Annotated in this window: 14 protein-coding genes and 2 pseudogenes; 9 read left to right on the top strand and 7 right to left on the bottom strand. The window is 66.9% G+C overall.

The genetic code is table 11. The features are described from left to right. The first annotated feature begins 73 nt into the window (after positions 1-73). Both SHTP_RS23910 and SHTP_RS23905 read left to right on the top strand, forming a co-directional pair. A complete protein-coding gene (locus tag SHTP_RS23910; RefSeq protein ID WP_012392413.1) occupies positions 74-670 on the top strand; it encodes a TetR/AcrR family transcriptional regulator in 597 nt (198 codons plus the stop codon). Next, positions 657-2,893: pseudogene (locus tag SHTP_RS23905) on the top strand (molybdopterin-dependent oxidoreductase). Before SHTP_RS23910 ends, SHTP_RS23905 begins: the two are co-directional and overlap by 14 nt. Before the next feature lie 56 nt (positions 2,894-2,949). Here SHTP_RS23905 and SHTP_RS23900 read toward each other — a convergent pair. Continuing rightward, the gene (locus SHTP_RS23900) at positions 2,950-4,944 is read right to left on the bottom strand and encodes a M13 family metallopeptidase (RefSeq protein ID WP_012392415.1); all 1,995 of its coding nucleotides are present in this window, start codon (positions 4,942-4,944) and stop codon (positions 2,950-2,952) included. A gap of 42 nt (positions 4,945-4,986) precedes the next feature. Between SHTP_RS23900 and SHTP_RS23895 the strand changes: the two genes are divergently transcribed. Together SHTP_RS23895 and SHTP_RS23890 are read left to right on the top strand one after the other, a co-directional pair. Continuing rightward, the gene (locus SHTP_RS23895) at positions 4,987-5,634 is read left to right on the top strand and encodes a hypothetical protein (RefSeq protein ID WP_012392416.1); all 648 of its coding nucleotides are present in this window, start codon (positions 4,987-4,989) and stop codon (positions 5,632-5,634) included. After that, positions 5,631-6,320 carry a hypothetical protein gene (locus SHTP_RS23890; protein ID WP_096371986.1) on the top strand — a complete coding sequence of 230 codons (690 nt, stop codon included), beginning with the start codon at positions 5,631-5,633 and terminating at the stop codon, positions 6,318-6,320. The genes SHTP_RS23895 and SHTP_RS23890 overlap by 4 nt, the downstream gene beginning before the upstream one ends. Here the strand turns inward: SHTP_RS23890 and SHTP_RS23885 are convergent. Both SHTP_RS23885 and SHTP_RS23880 read right to left on the bottom strand, forming a co-directional pair. Next, a complete protein-coding gene (locus SHTP_RS23885; RefSeq protein WP_096371985.1) occupies positions 6,307-6,846 on the bottom strand; it encodes a helix-turn-helix domain-containing protein in 540 nt (179 codons plus the stop codon). The genes SHTP_RS23890 and SHTP_RS23885 overlap by 14 nt on opposite strands. Next, positions 6,843-9,860: an MMPL family transporter gene (locus SHTP_RS23880; protein WP_096371984.1), complete on the bottom strand. Its 3,018-nt coding sequence runs from the start codon at positions 9,858-9,860 to the stop codon at positions 6,843-6,845. The genes SHTP_RS23885 and SHTP_RS23880 overlap by 4 nt, the downstream gene beginning before the upstream one ends. 354 nt (positions 9,861-10,214) lie before the next feature. On the opposite strand from SHTP_RS23880, the gene SHTP_RS23875 reads away from it, so the two are divergent. Continuing rightward, a complete protein-coding gene (locus tag SHTP_RS23875) occupies positions 10,215-10,724 on the top strand; it encodes a hemophore (RefSeq protein ID WP_012392419.1) in 510 nt (169 codons plus the stop codon). Position 10,725: 1 nt separating this feature from the next. On the opposite strand, the gene SHTP_RS23870 is transcribed toward SHTP_RS23875, so the two are convergent. After that, positions 10,726-11,943, bottom strand: a complete 1,218-nt coding sequence (locus tag SHTP_RS23870; protein ID WP_096371983.1) for a lysylphosphatidylglycerol synthase transmembrane domain-containing protein — start codon at positions 11,941-11,943, stop codon at positions 10,726-10,728. A gap of 182 nt (positions 11,944-12,125) precedes the next feature. On the opposite strand from SHTP_RS23870, the gene SHTP_RS23865 reads away from it, so the two are divergent. Then, a complete protein-coding gene (locus tag SHTP_RS23865; RefSeq protein ID WP_096371982.1) occupies positions 12,126-13,295 on the top strand; it encodes an AI-2E family transporter in 1,170 nt (389 codons plus the stop codon). Positions 13,296-13,355: 60 nt separating this feature from the next. Here the strand turns inward: SHTP_RS23865 and mmpL3 are convergent, their stop codons facing one another. From mmpL3 to trmB, 3 genes are all read right to left on the bottom strand, one after another. Continuing rightward, positions 13,356-16,238: a trehalose monomycolate exporter MmpL3 gene (mmpL3, locus tag SHTP_RS23860; RefSeq protein WP_096371981.1), complete on the bottom strand. Its 2,883-nt coding sequence runs from the start codon at positions 16,236-16,238 to the stop codon at positions 13,356-13,358. A 105-nt stretch (positions 16,239-16,343) separates the two neighbouring features. Then, complete coding sequence (locus SHTP_RS23855) at positions 16,344-17,081, bottom strand: NYN domain-containing protein (protein WP_096371980.1); 738 nt, start codon at positions 17,079-17,081, stop codon at positions 16,344-16,346. A gap of 37 nt (positions 17,082-17,118) precedes the next feature. Continuing rightward, positions 17,119-17,955, bottom strand: a complete 837-nt coding sequence (trmB, locus tag SHTP_RS23850) for a tRNA (guanosine(46)-N7)-methyltransferase TrmB (RefSeq protein WP_172900704.1) — start codon at positions 17,953-17,955, stop codon at positions 17,119-17,121. A gap of 144 nt (positions 17,956-18,099) precedes the next feature. On the opposite strand from trmB, the pseudogene SHTP_RS23845 reads away from it, so the two are divergent. The 3 genes and pseudogenes from SHTP_RS23845 (at position 18,100) to SHTP_RS23835 (ending at position 22,811) form a co-directional block, all read left to right on the top strand. Further along, positions 18,100-19,229: pseudogene (locus SHTP_RS23845) on the top strand (hypothetical protein). Then, a complete protein-coding gene (locus SHTP_RS23840; RefSeq protein ID WP_231991557.1) occupies positions 19,226-20,779 on the top strand; it encodes a hypothetical protein in 1,554 nt (517 codons plus the stop codon). Before SHTP_RS23845 ends, SHTP_RS23840 begins: the two are co-directional and overlap by 4 nt. Before the next feature lie 202 nt (positions 20,780-20,981). Next, entirely contained in the window at positions 20,982-22,811 is a 1,830-nt protein-coding gene (locus SHTP_RS23835; RefSeq protein WP_096371977.1) for a phosphoenolpyruvate carboxykinase (GTP), read from the top strand. The last annotated feature ends 4 nt before the right edge of the window (positions 22,812-22,815 follow it).

The raw sequence follows: 22,815 nt of genomic DNA, 5'->3' as shown, positions 1-22,815 counted from the left end.
CACCGCAAATTCCCGATGTCGATTTCTGAACAGGGCTTTCGCCGGTCCGGGTGTTATGTATAGCATCATACATATCCCGAGTCCGCGCGAACGGATGGTCATTTCAGCCGTACTTCTGATTCGCGAGCGTGGTGCGCGCGCCACCGCCATCTCCGATGTGCTGCAACACAGCGGCGCACCGCGCGGGTCGGCCTACCACTACTTCCCGGGCGGACGCACTCAGTTGTTGTGTGAGGCCGTCGACTACGCCGGCGCGCATGTCGCAAAGATCATCGGTTCGGCGAACCGGAGTTTGGACCTGCTTGACACCCTCATCGATCAGTATCGTGAGCAGCTGCGCGCCACCGATTTTCGCGCTGGCTGCCCCGTCGCGGCGGTCTCGGTCGAAGCCGGCGAACCATCGGATCGGGAACGGATGGCTCCGGTGGTCGAGCACGCGGCAGCGGTGTTCGACCGCTGGTCGGATCTGATCGCGCAGCGGTTCGTCAGCGACGGCATACCCCTGGATAGCGCCCACGAGTTGGCGGTGACGGCGATGTCGACGCTGGAAGGCGCACTCCTGCTGGCTCGGGTGCGGCGTGACCTGACGCCGCTGGATGTTGTTCACCGCCAACTGCGCAGCATGCTGCTGGCGCAACTGCCGGAAGGGAATCGCAATGACCACAACTGACTGGCAGCCCACGGCCTGCATCCTGTGCGAATGCAATTGCGGCATCGTGGTACAGGTCGAGGATCGTACGTTGGCCCGCATTCGTGGCGACAAAGCGCATCCGGCGTCACGGGGGTACACCTGCAACAAGGCCTTGCGGCTGGACCACTATCAAAACAGCCGAGGCCGGCTGACGGCGCCGTTGCGGCGCCGCCCGGATGGGACCTACGAGGAGATCGACTGGGACACCGCCATTGTCGAGATCGCCGAGGGGTTCAAGCGCATCCGGGATGTGCATGGCGGCGACAAGATCTTCTACTACGGCGGAGGGGGCCAGGGCAATCACCTCGGCGGTGTCTACAGTGGCGCCTTCCTGAAAGCCCTGGGCTCCCGCTACCGGTCAAATGCGTTGGCACAGGAGAAGACCGGGGAGGCGTGGATAGACGGGAAGCTCTACGGCGGTCATACCCGTGGTGAGTTCGAACACGCCGAGGTGTCGGTGTTCATCGGGAAGAACCCCTGGATGTCGCAAAGCTTCCCCAGGGCGCGGGTGGTGCTCAACGAGATCGCCAAAGATCCCGCCCGGTCGATGATCGTCATCGACCCTGTCGTCACCGACACCGCGAAGATGGCCGACTTTCACCTGCGGGTGCACCCCGGCGCCGACGCCTGGTGCGTCGCCGCATTGGCGGCGGTTCTGGTCCAGGAAAACCTCTGTGACGAAGCATTTCTCGCCGAGCATGTGCGCGGTGTGGAAGAAGTCCGCGAGGTCTTGGCTGAGGTGCCGGTCGCCGAGTCTGCGCAGCGTTGCGGGGTCGACGAGGAGTTGCTGCGCGCGGCCGCGCGGCGCATCGGCGGCGCCGCCAGCGTCGCGGTGTTCGAGGACCTCGGCGTCCAGCAGGCACCCAACAGCACGCTGGTTTCCTACCTGAACAAGATGCTGTGGATTCTCACCGGAAATTTCGCGAAAAAGGGCGGCCAGCACCTGCATTCGTCGTTCGCCCCGCTGTTCAACATGACCTCCGGGCGCACCCCGGTCACCGGGGCACGGATCATCGCCGGACTGGTGCCGGCAACGTGGTTCCCGAGGAGATTCTCACCGACCACCCCGACCGATTCCGCGCCATGATCGTCGAGAGCGCCAATCCCGCTCACTCCCTGGCTGATTCGGCGGCCTGCCGGCAGGCGTTCGAGGCGCTGGAACTGATGGTGGTCATCGATGTGGCGATGACCGAGACCGCCAGGCTCGCCCACTACGTGCTACCGGCCGCTTCGCAATTCGAGAAGCCCGAAGCCATCTTCTTCAACCTGGAATTCCCGCACAACGCGGTGCATCTACGGCACCCACTGCTGGACCCGTTGCCGGGCACGTTGCCCGAACCCGAGATCTGGGCCCGGTTGGTGCGCGCCCTGGGTTTTGTCACCGACGATGATCTGCGGCCGCTGCGGGAGGCGGCGCAGCGGGGGCGTCAGGCGTACACCGAGGCGTTCCTGGTGGCGGTGGCCTCCAATCCGAGCGTGGCCAAACTGCTTCCCTATGTGCTCTACGAAACGCTGGGCCCCACCTTGCCCGACGGTATGGCCGGCGCCGCCGCGCTGTGGGGACTGGCGCAGAAGGCGGCGATGACCTACCCGGATGCGGTTCGGCGGGCTGGGCACACCGACGGGAACGCGCTGTTCGACGCGATCCTCAACGGTCGCTCCGGGGTCACCTTCACCGCCCACAACTACGAGGACGACTTCGAACTCATCAATAACGACGATCACAAGATCGCACTGGGCATTCCCGAAATGCTGGACGAGATAAGGTCACTGGCCGACCTGAAGATGTCGTTGACCACCACAGAGCTGCCGATCGTGCTGTCGGTGGGCGAGCGCCGCGCCTACACCGCCAACGACATCTTCCGTGACCCGTCGTGGCGCAAACGCGACGCCGATGGCGCACTGCGTGTCAGCGTCGAGGATGCCCAGGCTCTCGGGCTTACCGACGGATGCCGGGCCCGGATCACCACCGCGGCCGGCGCCGCCGAGGCGACGGTGGAGGTCACCGAGGTGATGCTGCCCGGGCATGCCTCGCTGCCCAACGGTTTCGGCCTGGACTACGTCGACGGCGACGGCCGAACCGTTGTTCCAGGAGTCGCCCCGATCGCGCTCACCTCGACCAAATGGCGCGACCCCTACGCCGGGACGCCCTGGCACAAGCATGTGCCGGCCCGAATCGAGGCCTGCCGAGCAGACGCGTAATCGCATATCCAGCCGCGAAACCGTGCGAGTTTGTGTCTGCTCGCCGGGGTCAGGGGCTAGTTCCAGATCCTGACCCGGCTCTGCGGAGTCAGGAACAGCTCGTCGTCCTCGGCGACGTCAAACGCGTCATAGAACGCGTCCAGGTTGCGCACGACGCCATTGCACCGGAACTCCGGCGGGGAATGCGGGTCCACGGCGAGCCGCCGGATCGCCTCGGCGTCACGTGATTTGGTGCGCCACACCTGAGCCCAGCCGAAGAACACCCGTTGCACGCCGGTGAGACCGTCGATGACCGGAGCCCGCTTGCCCTGCAGCGAGAGCTGGTAGGCCAACAGGGCGATGGACAGTCCGCCCAGATCGCCGATGTTCTCACCCACGGTGAACGCGCCCTGGACATGCGGCGGGCCCTCGGAAGCCGCCAGATCCCGCGGCACGTAGGCCTCGTACTGGTCGATCAATGCCTTGGTCCGGTGTGCGAACTCGGTACGGTCGGCATCGGTCCACCAGTCGACCAGGTTGCCGTCGCCATCGTATTTGGCGCCCTGGTCGTCGAATCCGTGCCCGATCTCGTGTCCGATGACCGCGCCGATTCCCCCGTAGTTGGCGGCGTCATCGGCCTGCGCATCAAAGAACGGTGGCTGCAAAATCGCTGCCGGGAACACGATTTCGTTCATCCCGGGGTTGTAGTAGGCGTTGACGGTCTGCGGCGTCATGAACCACTCATCGTGGTCGACCGGGCCGCCGAGCTTGGCCAGCTCCCGGTCGTGGTCGACCGCGTAGCCGCGCCGGAAATTGCCGTAGAGGTCGCCGCGGTCGATCACCAACTTGGAGTAGTCGCGCCATCTGACGGGATAGCCGACCTTGGCGGTGAACTTGGCCAATTTGGTCAATGCCCGTTCGCGGGTCTGGGGGGTCATCCAGTCCAGGTCGGTGATGCTGACCCGGTAGGCCTCCCGCAGGTTGGCCACCAGCTTGTCGACGCGGTCCTTGGCATCCGGCGGGAAATGCCGTTGCACGTAGAGCTTGCCGACGGCGTCACCGGTCAGGCTCTCCACCAGTGCCACCGCCCGCTTCCAGCGGTCCCGAATCTGCTCGGCGCCGGTCAGCCTGCGGCCGTAGAACTCGAAGTCCTCGGCAACCAGGTCACTGGTCAGCCACGGAGCGCGGGCCCGGATCAACCGCCAGCGCGCCCAGCACTTCCAGTCTTCGAGGCTTTCGCTGGTCCACAGCGACGCGAAGGTCCGTAGGTAATCGGGTTGGCGCACCACCAGTTCGGCAACGGCGGCCGGGGTGGTGCCCACGGCGGTGACCCAGCCCGTCCAATCGAATCCCGACCCTTCGGTCTGCAGTTCGGCAAACGTGCGCAGGTTGTAGGTGAGTTCGGCATCGCGGCGTTTCACCACATCCCAGTGGGCCGCGGCCAGTTTGGCTTCCAGCGCCACGATGCGCGCCGCGACGTCGGCGTGGTCGGTGCTGTCGCCGCCGAACACCAGGCTGAACATCCGGGCGATGTGCCCGGGGTAGGCGGCCAGCACCGCGGCGTGGCGCTCCTCCCGAAAGTAGGACTCGTCGGGCAGGCCGATGCCCGATTGGGAGAAGTGCATGAGATAGCGGGTCGAGTCCTTGGAATCGGTGTCGACGTACAGCCCGACGCCACCGCCCATCCCGGTGCGTTGCAGGGCCCCGATAGCCGCGGCCAGGGCGTCGCGATCGGCGGCGTCATCGATCGCGGTCACTTCGTCGTGCAGCGGCTGCAGGCCGACGCGCTCGACGGTCTCCTCGTCGAGGAAGCTGGCGTAGAGGTCACCGATGCGCTGCTCGTCGGTCCCGGTAGCGGCGCCCTGCTGACTGGCTTCGATGATCAGCTCGCGCACCTGCTCCTCGGCGCGGTCGAACAGGTGGCGAAATGCGCCGTCGGTCGCCCGGTCCGCGGGTATGTCGTATTCCTTCAACCAGCGACCATTGACGTGGCCGAACAAGTCGTCTTGCGGACGGGCATCAGGATCTACATGGCTCAGGTCGATACCCGAGCGAACAGCCGCATACGTCACCCCGCCATCTTTTCACCTCATTTCAAGTGCGACGATCGGGCCATGCCAGACGACGCCGCGGCCGATACCGCCAAAGACTCCGATCCGGATTCTGCAGACTCAGCGCCCGCCGCTACCGAGGGGGAGTCGTCCGGCGAAGGGATGTTCTCCAGCTATGGCGTCGGCTCGGCCTTCCTCGGCGTGCTGTCGGTGGCCGCGGTGGTGCTCGGTGTGCTGATCTGGATCGGCCACCGCGACGAAATCTCCGAGCGCGTCTACCTGACCCGTGTCATGCAGGCCGCCGCCGAATGGACGGATGTGCTGATCAACATGAACGCCGGCAACATCGACTCCAGCCTGCAGCAGCTGCACGACGGCACGGTCGGACAGCTCAACACCGACTTCGACGCGGCCGTGCAGCCCTACCGGCAGGTGGTGGAGAAGTTGCAGACACACAGCAGCGGCCGGATCGAGGCGGTGGCGATCGAAACGGTGCACCGCGATCTGGACACCCGGCCCGGTACCGCTCGGCCGGTGGTGACCACCAAGCTGCCGCCGTTTGCCAGCAGAACAGACTCGGTGCTGCTGGTGGCGACATCGGTCGCCGAGAACGCCGGCGTCAAGCCGCAGACGGTGCATTGGAGCCTGCGGGTGGAAGTCTCCGATGTCGACGGCAAGCTGTTGGTCTCCGGGCTGGCTTCGATCCGATGAGAAACGCATGGCGGCTTGCCGCATTCGACATCTTGGCCCCGCTGGTCGCGATCGCGGCGCTGGTCATGATCGGTTTCATCCTGGGCTGGCCGTGGTGGTGGATATCGGCGTGCTCGGTCCTGGTCCTGTTGGTCCTGGAAGGGGTGGCCGTCAATTTTTGGCTGTTCCGCCGCGATGCGGTCACTGTAGGCACCGACGACGAGGCGCCCGGGCTGCGCCTGGCGGTGGTCTTTTTGTGCACTGCTGCGTTGGTGGCCGCGGTGCTGACCGGATACACCCACTGGACGTCCCCCGACCGCGACTTCAACCGGGACTCGCGAAGGGTGGTCGCGATCGCCACCGGAATGGCCGAGGCGGTGGCCTCCTTCTCGTCGGGTGCGCCCAACGCGTCAGCCGACCGGGCCGCCGCGATGATGGTGCCCGAGCGGGTCGCGGAGTTCAAAGCGCAGTACGCCAAATCCAGCGCCGATCTGGTGCAACACAAGATCACCGCCCAGGCCGACACGCTGTCGGCCGGGGTTGAGGCGCTGGGGCCGTCGGCGGCCAGTGTCGCGGTGATTCTGCGGGTGACCCAGAACTCGCCCGGTCAACCGCCCAGTCAGGCCGCGCCCGCGTTGCGGGTGAGTTTGACCAAGCGCGGCAACGATTGGCTGGTGCTCGACGTGGTGCCGATCAACTCCCGCTAGCCGCGTCCTGGTCGGAGTCGGCCGCGCGGGTGTTCTTGACCCGCACGAACCGGTCGGACAGGCGACGCATCCGGATCATCAGCGAAGCCGACGGGCTCACGCTGCCGTCCAGGTAGGCGGCCAGGTCCTCGGGCGAAACGCCGATGCGGGACGCGAATTCCTGTTGGCCCAGACCCGATCGATCCATCAGCAGCTTGACGTGACGGGCGACCTCGGCGCGCTCATTGGCTTCCAGATGGGCTCGGGCCCGGTCCAGCACCTCCCACAGCGCTTTGGAGATGCCAATCGGCCGGGCTCCGCCGAGGACCTCTTCCACCTGGCGCGCGGTGCGACCGTAGGGGTCGCGCTTGAGCGCGGCGGCGATGCGCTTCCAGGTGGCGATATCGTCGCTCTGTAGCGCGGAACGGATGGCTGCCGTCGGCCAAAATTCCACCGGCTGGTCAACGAAGTGCTCGCGGTTGTCACCATCGGGGCGGTGCGGCGGCTGTACTTGCGCAGGTTTCCGCTGGTCGGTTGCCAACGTCACCTCGCCTCCTCCAACATGGCTACTGCCACCGCCAGACAGCGTTGCCGGACTTCCTCCCAGTCTGCCTTGTCATCGGGCTGGGGCCACTCAACGTCGACATCAGACGGATGCGGATCCGCAAGACGCCGAACCAGCTGGGCGGCGATCCATTGCCGCCTTGGCGGTTGACAACAGTAGTACCTGTCCATCCCCGCCAGTACGACGGCCGCGGTCTCGGGTTCCATCGCTTCGACCATGTCTGCAAGTTCGGCGTAATCCCGGCTGCTGTTACGGCTCATGATCAGGTAGCCCTTGAGACGCAACGTTTCGGCCCCGGTCGGGATCAGCAGCCGGTCCCCGGTGGGCAATTGGACGTTGGTGGTTTCCACCGGGCTGCGCCGCCGGTAGCTGGGCTCTCGCCCGCTGCCCGGGCCGGCCCGCCGCTCGGAGGCGTTGGTTTCCAGCGCGTCCAGTGCGATCGAGAGCCGCCCGCGCCACACGGTGACCGGATGGACCGGGCGCTCCGCCCACGACATCGCGCGCGCGATGCCGCTGCGGTAGGCCAGGCCGACGGCCTTTCGCGCGGCCGACTGCCCGTTGGAACCGTTCTTGGCCTCAGCGGCACCGCCCGGTCCCGCGGTGTCGGTGCCGCCGGCCAGGTTGAGGCCGTCCTTGACGAGCTCGGGAATCCGCTCCGGCCCCTTGCCGACCCGCTCACAGCCGGTGAATGCGAGGGGGTCCGCCACGCAGATGGTGTCGGGTGCCAGCTGCTTGAGCTTGGCCGCCGACTTGAGCACCATGCGCAAGTCGGCGCCGGGCGGAATCGTCGCGGCGATGTCCTCGGGAATGACCACGACGTCAGCGAGGTCGACCTCGGGCAACGGCCGGTCAAAGTCCACCGACGGCAGGATCCGGCCCAGCCATCTGGGCAACCACCAGTTCCACTGCGAGAACATCGCCATCAGGGCCGGCACCATGATCAGCCGCACGATCGTGGCGTCCACCGCGATCGCGACGGCGCAGGCGACGCCGATCTCGGCCACCAGCGGCATGCCGGCGAAGGCGAATCCGCAGAACACCGCTATCATGATCAGCGCCGCACTGGTGATGGTGCGTGCGCTGGTGCTCACGCCGTAGGCCACCGCGTCGCGGGTCCGGCCGGTGTGCAGGAAGCGTTCCCGGATTCGAGTGAGCAGGAAGATCTCGTAGTCCATGGACAGCCCGAAGGTCATCGCCAGGACCAGCGGCGGCACCGTGGAGTCGATGGAGGTCAGCTGGGGGAAGCCGAGCCGTTCCCCCCAGCCCCATTGGAACACCATGACCAGGCTGCCGTAGGCCGCCGCCACCGACAGCAAGGTCATCAGCACGCCCTTGAGCGCCAGCAGCACCGAATGGATCGAGATCAACAGCATCACGAAGGCGATCAGCGCGACGAAGGCCAGCACCAGCGGCTCGGTCGCCGACACCCGGTCATCGAAATCCTTGATCAGCGCGGTCGATCCGCCGACGTCGACTTGGGCGCCGCCGGCAACCTGCGGTAGCTCGCTGCGCATCCAGTCGACGGTGTGGCGGGCACCCATGTCCTCGGGATCCACCGACAGCACCGCGCTCAGCAGCGCGCTGTCGTTGTCCTCGGCGAATTTCGGCGGTGCCACCGTGGTGACGTTGGGACCTTGGGCCATCCGCTGGCGGACCGCGCCGACCGTCTGGCTGTGTGCGGGCGTGGAGGCGCCGCCGTCGGGGAACTTGATCAGCACCTGGACCGGACCCAGCGCGCCCGGCCCCAGGGCCTGGGCCGCCGCGGACACCCCGGCGCGGATCTCGTGCGAGGAATCGAACTGGCGTAACAGGCTGTTGCCCAGCACCATCGACGCCGCCGGTGCCGCCATCAGCAGCAGCACGAGCGAAGCCGACAACGCGGTGATCCAGGGCCGGTGCATCACCCAGCCCACCCAGCGGGTCCAGAACCGGGACTGGGTGCTTTCCGGCCGGCGCGACCAATGCAGCAGGGCCGACCTCTTGGCGGCGGCCCGGGCAAAGGTGGCCAGCACCGCGGGCGTCAGGGTGGCCGATGTCAGCATGGCGACGGCCACCGCGAGGATCGCCCCGGTGGCCATGGATCGCAGCGCCGGGGTGTTGATCAGGTAGATACCGTTGAGCGAGGCGACGACGGTCATGCCGGACAGCACCACCGCCAGCCCGGACGTGGCCATGGCGGCGTCCACCGCCTCCTGGGGCTGACGGCCGGAGCGCAACTCCTCGCGGAAACGCATCAAGATGAACAGCGAGTAGTCGACGGCCAGCGCGATGCCGAACATCGACACCGTCGACGTCACGAACACCGACATCGTGGTGTGCATCGACAGCAGGTAGACCAGGCCCATCGTGACCACGACGGTGCAGATCCCCAGCGCCAGCGGGATGGCCGCGGCGGCCAGCGAGCCGAACACCGCCAACAAGACGATCAGGATGATGGGCAGGTTCCAGCGTTCCGCGGCGGCGATGTCGTGCTTGGTGTTCGCCGCCGCAGCGGCGCTGAGCGCACCCTGGCCGATGACGTAGAGCCGTACCCGGCCATCCGCCGTCTGTCCCGGTTTGTCGCCTTCCACGCCGACTCGCGCGCGCAGCTTCTTGGCGAGGTCGCTGGTGCCCGCGTTGCGGGCGTCCAGGCGCAGCGACGCCACGTAGGGCCGATCGGGTTGCGGGGGCCGCTGGGTGGGGTCGGGCACCTCCGAGACCCCGGGAAATTCGCCGGCAATTCGTCTCAGTTGCGCGACCGCGCCGGTGATGTCCTGGTAGCTGGCATCCGGGCGCGGGGTCGCCACCAGGGCCAGGGAGGATGCCCCCTGGTCGGGGTATTGCGCCTCGAGCACATCGTGTACCCGAAGTGACTGGGACCCGGCGACCTCGAAGCCGCCACCGGTGAGATTCCCTGACTGAGTCAGCGCCAGATAGATTGCCGGGACCAGAGCCAGCATCCATCCGGTGAACACCAACCAGCGGAATCTGCGCAGGTTGCGGCTCAGGCGCATCATAAACTGCTGGATGTCGGACTCCCCGTAATTCTCACGCGACGCGTTGCTCGCGAGCCTACCGCAGACAAATGTGGAGTAGGTCCGTTTATTGGTTGCTGAGCTGCAACGATGCCGACACTGCCAGGACGCTCGGAAGACACTGTGAAGTTCACCGGGCGGCCGCAGGGCCGCGGCGCGAGTTGGCGGTGCCCGCGCCGGAGATGGCAGTATGGCTGATGTCCACGCGGGGGACTTGGGTCGATCCGAGTACCAACCCGGGACAGTCCAGAAAGATCGCGACGGAATGCGTCGCTGATCGCCGCCACTGGCGTGGCAAGGGAATTCGTACGTTATGCAATCCATGAGGAGTTATCCATGAAGTCAGGCAATGCGACAAAGCGCCGCGGGCTGTTCGCCGCATTGGTCGCCGTCGGGCTGCCGGGCCTCGCGCTCGTGACGGTGGCAGAGCCGACGGCCACCGGTGCTACCGATCCATGTGCCGCCAGTGAAGTGGCCAGAACGATCGGTTCGGTCGCCAAGCAGACGGGCGATTACCTGGACTCGCATCCGGAGACCAATCAGGCGATGACCGCGGCCTTCCAGGGCTCCGCGGGCCCGCAATCGTTCGGATCGCTGAAGAGCTATCTGGAGAAGAATCCCAAAGTCGCCAGCGACCTGCAGTCGCTGTCGCAGCCGCTGACCAATCTCTCAACGCAGTGCCGGCTGCCGATCACGCTGTCGCAGGCGGTGGGGCTGGCGCAGGCGGCCCAAGATGGCGGTGCTTTGTCGGGACTACCGGCCGTTGGGCTGCCGCTGACGCCGGGGAATCTGCCCGTGGCGGCGGGCCCGCTGCCCGGGCCGGCGCCGGCGAACCGCGCTGGCTGAGCTAGCCGACGCGTCCGGGGTTGCCCTCGCACCCGCGGTCGGGGGGCGGTAGCGGACCTTGCAGGGCCGTTTCGGCCGGGTCCTCGTACAGTTCGCCCGGGATGGGGATGACGATCGCCAGATTTGGGTCGGTTGGCGGGTCGTCAGCGTCGGAATCGGCGGCCTTCTCGGTGCGGAACATGAAGAACAACACCACCCAGCCGATCGCGGCGATGAACAACCAGCTGATCAGCCGATAGATCAGCATCGCGGAGATGGCGTTGGGCAGGGCCATGCCGCTGGATACCAAACCAGGCACCAGCACGGCCTCGACCACCAACAGTCCACCCGGCATCAACGGGATGGTGCCCACCGCGCGGGCCGCCGCATAGGCAACGGTCAACCCGGCGACCGACGCGTGGTCGCCCGCGGCGTATGCGGCGAAGCCCAGACACGCGACGTCGGCGATCCAGTTGAAAAGCGACCAGCTAAATGCCACTCCCAAATCGCGCCGGCTCAGGCTCACCGACTCGAGTTGCATGAGAATCTGACGCCACTTCTCCATGCCGGTCGCGGCCGGCCGGCCGCGGATCGAGTTGACCCACGTCAGCACCCGGCGGCCGATTCCCTCGAGCAACTCCGGACGTGAGGCCACCGCCTGGGCAAGCAGCAGCAACGCGATGAACCCGCCCAGGGTGAACAGCAGTGAGAACGGGTTGTTCTTGGCGCCCAGGAAAAAGGCACCACCCAGGCCGAGCAGTGCCAGGCCCACCGCCTGCAGCACTCCCGACATCACCAGCTGCCACGACGCCACCACCGTAGAGGCGCCCCAAATGCGTTGCTGGCGCAGCAGGAACGTGGCCGACAACACCGGACCGCCGGGGAGGGTGGTGCTCAGCGAGTTGGCGGCGTAGAACGCGGCTTCGGACCGAAGTTGGCGGACGTGCACACCCGCGGACTTCAGCAGGGTGCGCTGGATTTGCGCGAAACTGTGCATCGACGCCGCCGCGGCCACCATCGCCGCGAGCAGCCACCACCACTTGGCCTGATACATGCTCATCCAGGCTTTGGCCAGCTGGTCCCAGCCCAGCGCCACCTCGACGGCAAGCACGATCGCGACGATGCCGAGCACGGCCCACCGCAGCCACCAGTACTTGCCACGGGGTGCCTCCGTCCCGCGAGCGCGGGGCAGCGCCCCCACACGCTGGCGGAGTTTGCGGACGGGGGCGTCAAACGACATCGAATAAGGGTAACCGCGCAGGTGATGCCACGATCGCCGCACGTCACTGACCGTGTCTGCCTCGTTCTGGGGTCGTGACCGGATCGTGGTGGCGGTGGCAGCCCGAAGCGCCGCGGGCGCCCGCGATCAGCTCGGGGGAATTTGCGGGAGAGCCGGGTCCGGCGCCCGGTTAGGCTTGCCGGATGTCGGCGAGCCTCGACGATGCCTCGGTAGCCCCGCTGGTCCGCAAGACGGCGGCCTGGTCGTGGCGCTTACTTGTCATCCTGGCCGCTCTGGTGGCCCTCTTGCTGGTGATCAAGAAGCTCGAAATCATTGTCGTGCCGGTGCTGCTGGCGCTGATGCTCAGCGCATTGCTGGTGCCGGTGGTGGACTGGCTGGACGCCAGGGGGCTGCCACGTGGTGCCGCGGTGTCGCTGGTCTTGCTGGGCGGGTTTTCCATCCTCGGCGGCATCCTGACGTTCGTCATCAGCCAGTTCATCGTTGGTCTGCCCGATCTGGCCTACCAGGTGGAGCACAGCATCGACTCCAGCCGCAAATGGCTGATCGAGGGGCCGCCGCACCTGCGCCGTGAACAGATAGACAACGCGGGCAACGCCGCGATCGAAGCGCTGCACAACAACCAGGCGAAGTTGACCAGTGGCGCGATCTCCACCGCGGCCACCATCACCGAACTGCTGACCGCCGCGGTGCTGGTGTTGTTCACGCTGATTTTTTTCCTCTACGACGGCCGCAACATCTGGCAGTACGTCGCCAAGATCATCCCGGCCCATGTCCGTGACCGCGCGATGGCGGCCGGACGCGCGGGCTATGGGTCACTGATCGGGTATGTGCGGGCCACCTTCCTGGTGGCCCTGACCGACGCGGCCGGCGTGGGGACAGGGTTGGCGGTTATGGGTGTTCCGCTCGCCCTGCCGCTGGCCTCCATCGTGTTCCTGGGCGCGTTCATCCCGCTGATCGGTGCGTTGATCTCCGGCTTGTTGGCGGTGGTGGTTGCCTTGCTGGCCAAGGGGCTGGTGTATGCCCTGCTCACACTGGCCTTGCTGATTACCGTCAATCAACTCGAGGCGCATTTGCTTCAGCCCCTGGTCATGGGCCGCGCGGTCTCGATTCACCCGCTGGGTGTGGTGCTGGCCATTTCCACCGGCGGCGTGCTGGCCGGGATCGCCGGTGCTTTGCTGGCGGTCCCCACCGTCGCATTCTTCAACAATGCGATGCGGGTGTTGTTGGCCGAGGATCCGATCGCGGAAGCGCAGCAGCAGGACCAGGATCCGCTGGCCCTCATCGCGGCGCAACCCGACGAGCCCGACGAGGGTACTGAGGCCGAAGCCGGCGCTGACCAAACTCGCGCTTAGGCGGTCGCGTAGAACCGCTGGCCGTACCCGCAGCGCCCGGTTGCGGGCGCCGGGGCGTTGCTACAGGCGTCCCTCACGACGCAGCAGATCCTGGGCGCTGAGCCCGCCGGCCCCGCCCGCTCCGCGGCGGCGTGGCCGCGGATTCTCGCCGCCGTCTGGTTGCCTACCGCGCGCATTCAGCTGCACGGTGGCGGCCTCCGTGTCGGTCCCTTCCGGGCGCTGGATCGGTAGCGCGGCCGTTGGATCGGCCGGGTCGCCGCCGGTGTCGCTGGAACGGTTTGTCGGAATCTGCATGGCTCGCGTCTGACCGGCGGATGGCGCCGGCGGCGGGGCCGGTGCGGGAGGCGCCGGCGTGGTGGGCCGGGTCTGCGCCGGTGGAGTCGGATTGCTGGATCCGCGAGCGGGTGGCGCCCCCGGTGCCGTGAGCCGGGTGGTCGGGGGGTCGCTTGGCTGGCTGGCCCTGGTCTGGATCTCTTTGGTGCCGGCGCTGGACGGACCGCTCTGGGCCGACCCGAGCTCAGTTCGCGCGGGCCCGCCCGAACGGGACGGCCGAGCCGCCTCGGGGGCCGACGGGTGGGTGGGGTCATGCGGTGCGCGGGCCGTGGCCGCGGCCAGGGAGGCCTTGACGGGTGGGCGGGCGCTGCCGTTGTTGGCCGGGCGCTTCCGCTCGTCGGGCAACTGGATCTCGCCGAGCCCGATGCGGGTCTGCAGGCGGCGCATCCAGCGCGGCGCCCACCAACAATCATCGCCGAGCAATTTCATCACCGACGGCACCAGGAACATCCGGACCACGGTCGCATCCAGCAGCAACGCCGCCATCAGCCCGAACGCCAGATACTTCATCATCACCAGGTCGGAGAACACGAACGAGCCGGCGACCACGGCGAGCACCAGTGCGGCCGCGGTGATGAGGCGACCGGTGGTTGCCGTGCCGATCCGGATCGCCTCCTGAGTCGACATGCCGTTTTCGCGCGCCTCGACCATGCGGGATATCAAGAACACCTCATAGTCGGTGGCGAGGCCGTATCCGACCGCCACCACCAGCGCGATGACGGGCGCGGTCAGCGGGGTGGCGGTGAAGTTCAGTACGCCCGACCCGTGTCCGTCGACGAAGATCCAGGTCAGGATGCCCATCGTGGACCCGAGCGTCAGCGCGCTCATCACCGCCGCCTTGATTGGCAGCACCACCGAACCGAACGCCAGGAACATCAACAGCGTGGTGGTCGTGAGCAGGATGACCAGCATCGCCGGCATGTTCTCGAACAGGCTGTGAATCGAATCCTGTTCCAGCGCCGGGGTCCCGCCGACAAATATCTCGAGGCCCTTGGGAGGTGTGATCGCGCGTAGCTCCGCGAGTTTGGTGGGCGCGTCACCCGGGTTGATCAACCCGTTCTGTAGGACCCGGACCGACGGATCCTTGGATCCACCGGGCGCATAGCTCCGCTCCTGCCACATACTGTCCGCGTCGTTGTCCTGGTCGATGAACCCGCTGATCGACATCGCCTTGCTGCGAATATCGGCAATCTGCTGGTCGGTGACCGGCTGATTGTTGGTCGATTTGATCACCAGGGTCAGCGGATTGGTGCGGTATCCCGAGAAGAGTTGGTCGAAGTGTTCCTGCGACTGGCGCACCGCATTGTTGGGTGGCAGATACTTCTCGCTCATGCCGCCCAGCGACAGGTTGAACAGCGGGATGACCAGCAGGATCATGCCGAGGACGATCGGGATGGCGAACACCAGCGGGCGGCGCATCACCCGGTTGGTGAGGTTGCCCCAGAAGCCGGCCTCGACCTCTTCGCGGGTCTTGGTCTTCTGCAGCCGGTCGGCCAGCCAGTTCAGGTAGGCCCGCGACACCTTCCAGTTCCGCAGGAACGGCACCCGGAACGCGGTCCGGACGCCGAGCGCGTCGACGTGCCTGCCCAGCACGCCCAGGCACGCGGGCAGCAGTGTGATCGACAGCAGGGCGGCCAGGCCGACCGCGGCTAACAGGGCGTAGGTCAGCGATTTCACGAAGCCCTGGGGCAACATCAGCAGGCTCGCCCCCGAGGCCATGATCAGGACCGCGGAAAAGGCCACCGTGCGCCCGGCCGTCATCACCGTTCGGCGTACCGCCGTCTCGGTGTCATAGCCTTCGGCGATCTCTTCTCGGAACCGGCTGACCACGAACAGTCCGTAGTCCACCGCGATACCCAGACCGATCAGGGAGACGACGGGTTGGGCGAAGAAGTGCACCGGCCCGAACACCGCCACCAGCCGCAGGATGCCCAGGGCGCCCGCGATGCTCAGCCCGCCCACCATCACCGGGAGGCAGGCCGCCACCGCGCCACCGAAGACCAGGAACAGCACCACGGCCACCAACGGCAGGGCCAGCACTTCCATCCGGCGCTGGTCGGTGGCGATGGTGCCGATCAACCCCTCGGCCACCGGCTCGAGGCCGGCGAGCTGGACCGTGCCGCCGTCGAGCTTCTGCAGCGACGGCGCGATGTCCTTGTAGTTGTTGAGGATGGTGTCGTCGTCGTCGCCCTTGAGTGGGATGGAGACGAACGTGTACTTCTTGTCATCGGTGGCCATGCCCTTGATGACCGGGCTGGTGCTGTCCGGTGCCCTGAGGTAGCCGGCCCAACCCAGCACCTGATCAGGGTGGTCTTTCACAAACTGGTTCAGCTGGTCGGTGATTTTCTTCGACCACGCCGGGTCATTGACGGTTTTGCCGTCCGGGGCCTTGAAGACCGCGACGATGTGGCCGGTTCGGTCGCGGCCGTAGACCTCGTCGCCAAGGATCGAGGCCGTCACAGATTGACTGCCCTCGTCGTAGAAACCACTCTGCGTGACGTGCTTACCCAGGCTCAGCCCGAAGACGCCGCCGCCGAGGCATAGTGCCACCGTGACACCGATTACGATGAATCGGTAGCGGTACACAGTTCGACCCCACCAGGCGAACACGTGAGCTCCTTACTGGATCGTTAACGACCCGCGCATTGCTCTGCTTTGCTTCGCAGCGCTTTTCGATTGTCGGTGAGACGTGGCCTTTTCACACACACGCGATTCTCACGCCCGCGAGTTCAGCAGCGAGGACAGCGGCCGGAACGGCTGCAGCCAAGCTCCCTGCTCAGGCAGTGAATCGAGGCCGATTCGCGGGAGCGGCTCGCGGAAAACACCAGCAATGTCCTCCAGGTCGACAAACTCTAAGGCATCCGACGCTAGCGCCCAACTGGCGTGTTCACGAAATCCGAGCACCTGAACAGGGGTTCCGGCTCGCGAAATCTTTTCCAGCGGCTGCCGGAATGCCTGGCCATCCGCGGAGGCAACTACCAGCGCCGCGAGTCCCTCCCGGTACCGCTGATCGATGTGCTCGAGCATGTCACGGTCGACGTCGCTGTCCTCGTCGATCTTGGGCTTGGCGAAGACCGCGAATCCGACGTTGCGTAGCGCGTCCACCCATGGGCGAACCACTTCGGCGCTCCCGGGCGCGATATTGGTGAAGACGGTTGCTTCGGGTTCGACCCTGACGTCCGGGCCGTCCGGTGCCGTGGCGGACACCTGCGTCGTGCGGGCCAACAACCAGCGCCCGAGTGCGTCGAACCGGGGTCTTTCCAGCGCAGTCGGCCGTCGCCCGAGGATGGAACCCAGCCTCATGTCCAGGTTCGGGGCATCCCACACCAACAGGACCCGGCCCGCCGGCGCCGCGGAGCCGGACAGGCCGTCGCGCGACAAATCTCCGGCCACCATCGGCGGCTCCGCCACAGGATCGAACCCCTGTGTGGTCACATCTTCGGTCAGGCTCATTTGCTCATCTAATTTCAGGTTTCCCTATCGGCCACGTCTAACGCTGCTTTTTCCATATCAACTCGTTAATGCTGCTGCCCGCGTTATGGGCTTTCATCTCGTACTTGGTGGTCGGACGGACCACCGAGACGGGAAGCGAATCGACGCCCGGATCCACTCGTGCCAGCGCTGGCTCGGCATCGCCGGCGGCGATGATGTGCTCGGCGTAGCCGGGATGGTCGGTTGCCGCGTGAAAAACACCTCCAGGGAGTAGCCGGTCGGCGATCAGGGCAACCGTGCTGGGCTGTATCAGCCGGCGCTTGTGATGGCGCGCCTTGGGCCAGGGATCGGGGAAGAAGACGCGCACTCCGGTCAAGGATTCCGGGGCGATCAGATCGCGCAGCACGTCGATCCCGTTACCGCGGATCAACCGGATGTTGATTCGCTGCAGGTCCGCCCGGTCGATCGCGCAGAGCAGTTGCGCCAGCCCCCGGCGATAGACCTCCACCGCGATCACATCGACGTTGGGCTCGGCCTGCGCCATCGCCAGCGTCGAGGTGCCGCTGCCGCAGCCGATTTCCAGCACCACCGGTGCCTCCCGGCCGAACCAGGCCCGGGCGTCGATGGGGTTGATGGGCTCATGGCCGCGTGCCGATGACTGGGAGTGTGCCGTTGCCTGCCGGCCCAGCTGCGGCCATCGCCGCTCCCAGGTCTGCTGCTGGATGCTCGACAGTGCCGAATGGCGCGAACGAAAGGCGGTCGGGGGAAGATAGCCCCACGCGCTCTTCTCGGCCTCTGGCTCGTCCGCCGGGCCTGACCCCGTGCCGGTCGAAGACGACGTGTCGGACTGGAGCCCCACCCCGGGCTGGACATGCATTGGTCCATCGTGGCGCATGAAGCCCGGCCGTAGCCGCTCCTGGTCCAGATTGATACCCAACAGTTGTCTTGGGGTGGTAGCGGCCGGCACATCTCTAACTAGTTGTGACTCGCGCCGTCGCGCCGCAACTGTCACCATGCAAGTGGCCGCGAGGGGGATGCCATGGGGGTGATGGTTGCGATGCAGACGGGGCATCAAGCTTTTGTCGATGAGCTCACCTGTCTCGCCGCCAGCACCGCTGACCAGCGTATTCGCGCGATCGCGGAGCGGGCCGCGCGACCTTTACGGGTGGCCGTGCGGGGACGACGCGGGGTCGGCCGCAACACGCTGGCGCGGGCATTGGACGGCGCGGGAAGCGCAGCGGGGCTGGCTGTGACGTCCGGCGGCGACCCCGCCGACGTGGTGGTCTACGCCCTTGCCGAAGTGGTCAAGCCCGAGGATCGCGCAGGGATCGCCGTGCTCGAGCCGACCGAGCGTCCGGTGCTTGCGGTCCTGACCATGGCCGACAAGACCGATGTCGTCGGATTCGCGGGTGCCGGGCCGATGGCCGGGGCGCTGCAGCGGTGCGAGCTCTTGTCGACGCTGGCCGGCGTGCCGGTGGAGCCGATCAGCGCACTGTTGGCAGTGGCCGCGCTCGACGATCTCGATGAGCGGTCCTGGTGCGCCTTGCGCGCGCTGGCCGCCCATCCAGCGGCCGGTGCCGCCCTCGATGGCTCCCATGCCGGCTTTCTGTCCGCGGATCTTGGGGTGCCCACCGGGCAACGGCTGCGATTGCTGGAGTCACTCGATCTGTTCGGGGTCGCGATCGCCATCGAAGCGTTGCGGCGCGGTGCGGCCCGGACGCAGGTACGGGCGTTGTTGCGCAAGATCAGCGGAATCGATGCCGTCGTCGCGAACGCGGTCGCCGCCGGTGCCGGTGTGCGCTACGGCCGGGTACTCGAGGCAGTCGCCGCACTCGAGGTCCTGGCCGTGGCGGACGAGCAAGTCAGCGAGTTCCTGGCCGGTGAGGCCGCCGTGCTGGCCCGCATGTCGGCCGCCCTGGATGCGGCGTCCACGTGGGGGCTCGACCCCTTTGGTGCGGCCGTGCCCCCTGACGATCCGGGCGCCAGCTGCAGCGGGCGCTGCGCTGGCGGCGCCACCGGTCTCAGCGCGGCCCCGCCGCTGAGAGCCCGGACAGTGACCTACGGCGTTGGTGCGGTGCCGACATCGTCAGGGGATCGCTGCGGCTCTGGTCCCGGGCCGCGGGATCGCTGGCGTGCGCGGGTCCGCCGGAGGGTGGGCGGCCGCGGTGATCGGCAGCGCCCACCACGAGGCGGTGGCCCGGGTTGACGAGCTGGTCCTAGCGATCGGGCCGAAGCTGGGTGCGCCGTCGATCAACCGGCGCGATGTGGTGCTGGTGACCGGTCCGTGGCTGGCCGGGACGAGCAGTGTGATCACGGCATTGCGGCGGCGGTTGCCACAGCACAGATTTGTTGAATCGCCGCGGCTGGGAGCCGGTGCTGTGCCGACAGTGGTGGTGTTCGTGGTGTCCGCGGCGACTCCGATGACCGAATCTGACTGCGCATTGCTGGATGCCGCCGCCGGTCACACCGATGTGGTGATCGCCGCGGTGACGAAGATCGACCTGCACCGCACCTGGCGGGAGGTGCTGGCGGCGAACCGCGCCAAGCTCGCCGCCCACGCGCCGCGCTACGGCGCGGTGCCCTGGGTGGGCGTCGCCGCCGCGCCACAACTGGGCCCACCGGGAGTGGACGACCTGGTGGCGACCGTGCGAACCGAGCTGGCGGCCCCCGATATCGCCCGGCGCAACAGGCTGCGCGCCTGGCACGCCGGGCTGCTGCTGGCCGGGCAGCGCTTCAACCGCGACGCCGCGGGTGCCGGCAGGCGGGCGCGCGTGGACGGATTGCGGGAAGAGCGCGGCTCTGTCCTGCAGCGGCGGCGTCAGGACCGGACCGGGCGCACCATCGCGCTGCGCGGTCAGATCCAGCAGGCGCGGGTCCAGTTGTGCTATTTCGCGCGCAGCCGCTGTGCGTCGGTGCGCACCGAACTGCAGGAGGACATCGCGGGGCTGGCCCGGCGGCGGCTGGCCGATTTCCAGAGCTATGCCCGGGGCCGGATCGACGAGATTGTCACCGAGGTGGGCGATGGCATCACCGCCCAGCTTGTCGACGTCTCGCGAGAGATGAGTTTGCCGGTGGACTTCCCGCCTGCCGACCCGCTGCCGGCCGTTGCGATGCCCGCCCCGCCGTTGGCGTCGCGGCGGCTGGAAACGCGGTTGATGATGGTCTTGGGTGTCGGTTTTGGACTCGGTGTGGCGCTCACGCTGAGCCGGCTGCTGGCCGGGTTGGCTCCGGGCCTGGATCTGGGGCTGACCCTGGCCGGAATCCTCGGGTGTGTCGTGGTGGGCCTGGCCGTGGCCCTATGGGTGGTGCGCACCCGCGCCCTGCTCGCCGACCGTGCGGTGTTGGAACGCTGGACCGCTGACGTGTTGTCGTCGCTGGGCTGCACGCTGGAGCAACTGGTCGCCAGCCGGGTGCTTGCCGCCGAAACACTGTTGGCCACCGCACTCTGGGGCAGCGACGAGGCCGCGAACGCGCGGGCGGCCGCGCAGGTCAGCGCCATCGACAGCGAGTTGCGTGAGCATGCCAGGGCGGCGGCTCGTGCCGCCGCGCGACGCGACCGCGAGATGCCGACAATCCGGGCCGCGCTCGAGGCGGTGTGTGCGGAACTGGGCGAATCGGGTACATCATCGGGTACCGCTACGCCGGGAACCGCCACGGCCGGTGGTGGGGCCGGGCTTCCGCGACATTCTGAGGCAAATGGCCGCGATTTCGGGAGTTAGTGAGGCTTTCTGAATCGGTCTTGTGAGGAGGCTTATACCCGCCCACGGCTTCCCCCACAAGTGATGCGCGATAACCTGTATGAAAGCACTACCGGGTCGAAAGTCGTGCCGGCAAAAACTTGAGCAGACCTATCGCATTCCAAGAAGTCGATGGCAAGTAAGTAAACCAAAGAACCGAAGTAACAGAATCCAGGAGAGTTCGATGACCTCAGCGACCATCCCCGGTCTGGACACCGCGCCGACTAATCACCAGGGGCTGCTGTCCTGGGTGCAGGAGGTCGCCGAACTGACCCAGCCCGACCGGGTTGTTTTCGCTGACGGTTCCGACGAGGAGTTTCATCGGCTCTCCGCGCAACTGGTCGACGCCGGTACCTTCACCCGGCTCAACGACGAGAAATTCCCGAACTCCTACCTAGCTTTGTCTGATCCCTCCGACGTCGCGCGGGTGGAATCACGCACCTTCATCTGTTCCGAGCGCGAGATCGACGCCGGCCCCACCAACAACTGGATGGACCCGAGCGAGATGCGCACGCTCATGACCGACCTGTACCGCGGTTGCATGCGTGGCCGCACCCTGTACGTGGTGCCGTTCTGCATGGGTCCGCTGGGTGCGGAGGACCCCAAGCTCGGGGTGGAGATCACCGACTCCGAATACGTCGTGGTTTCGATGAAGGTGATGACCCGCATGGGCACCGCCGCGCTGGAGAAGATGGGTCAGGACGGCTTTTTCGTCAAGGCACTGCACTCGGTCGGCGCGCCGCTGGAAGACGGTCAGGCGGACGTGCCGTGGCCCTGCAGCGACACCAAGTACATCACCCACTTCCCCGAGACCCGGGAAATCTGGAGCTACGGCTCCGGCTACGGCGGTAACGCGCTGCTGGGCAAGAAGTGCTACTCACTGCGGATCGCCTCGGCGATGGCTCGTGACGAGGGCTGGCTGGCCGAGCACATGCTGATCCTCAAGCTGATTTCGCCCGAGAACAAGGCGTACTACATTGCGGCGGCGTTCCCGTCGGCCTGCGGCAAGACCAACCTGGCGATGCTGCAGCCCACCATCCCGGGCTGGCGCGCCGAAACCCTCGGCGACGACATCGCCTGGATGCGGTTCGGCAAGGACGGCCGCTTGTACGCGGTGAACCCGGAGTTCGGTTTCTTCGGGGTGGCCCCGGGCACCAACTGGAAGTCCAACCCCAACGCCATGCGCACCATCGCCGCGGGCAACACGGTGTTCACCAACGTCGCGCTGACCGACGACGGCGAGGTCTGGTGGGAAGGTCTGGAGGGCGACCCTCAGCACCTGGTCGACTGGAAGGGCAACGAATGGTACGTCCGCGAGACCGAGACCACGGCCGCGCACCCGAACTCGCGGTACTGCACCCCGATGTCGCAATGCCCGATCCTGGCCCCCGAGTGGGATGACCCCCAGGGCGTGCCGATTTCGGCCATCCTGTTCGGCGGCCGCCGCAAGACCACCGTTCCGTTGGTCACCCAGGCACGCGATTGGCAGCACGGTGTGTTCATCGGCGCCACCCTGGGCAGCGAGCAGACCGCCGCCGCCGAGGGCAAGGTCGGCAACGTGCGGCGCGACCCCATGGCCATGCTGCCGTTCATGGGCTACAACGTCGGCGACTACGTCCAGCACTGGATCGACATCGGCAAGAACTCCGACGAGTCCAAGTTGCCGCAGGTCTTCTTCGTCAACTGGTTCCGTCGTGGCGAAGACCACCGCTTCCTGTGGCCCGGCTTCGGCGAGAACAGCCGCGTGATGAAGTGGATCGTCGATCGCATCGAGCACAAGGCCGGCGGTAAGACCACACCGATCGGCACCGTTCCCACCGTCGAGGACCTGGACCTGGAGGGGCTGGACGCCAACCCCGCCGACGTGAGTGAAGCGCTCGCGGTCAACGCCCAAGAGTGGCGCGAAGAGCTCCCTCTTATCGAGGAGTGGTTGCAGTTCATCGGTGAGAAGCTGCCGACCGGCATCAAGGACGAGTTCGACGCGCTCAAGGAGCGGCTGCGCGACGCCGAATGACGTC

This window comes from Mycobacterium ulcerans subsp. shinshuense, from assembly GCF_002355775.1.
GTDB lineage: Bacteria > Actinomycetota > Actinomycetes > Mycobacteriales > Mycobacteriaceae > Mycobacterium > Mycobacterium marinum.
This window is presented reverse-complemented; position numbering and strand designations above follow the sequence as displayed.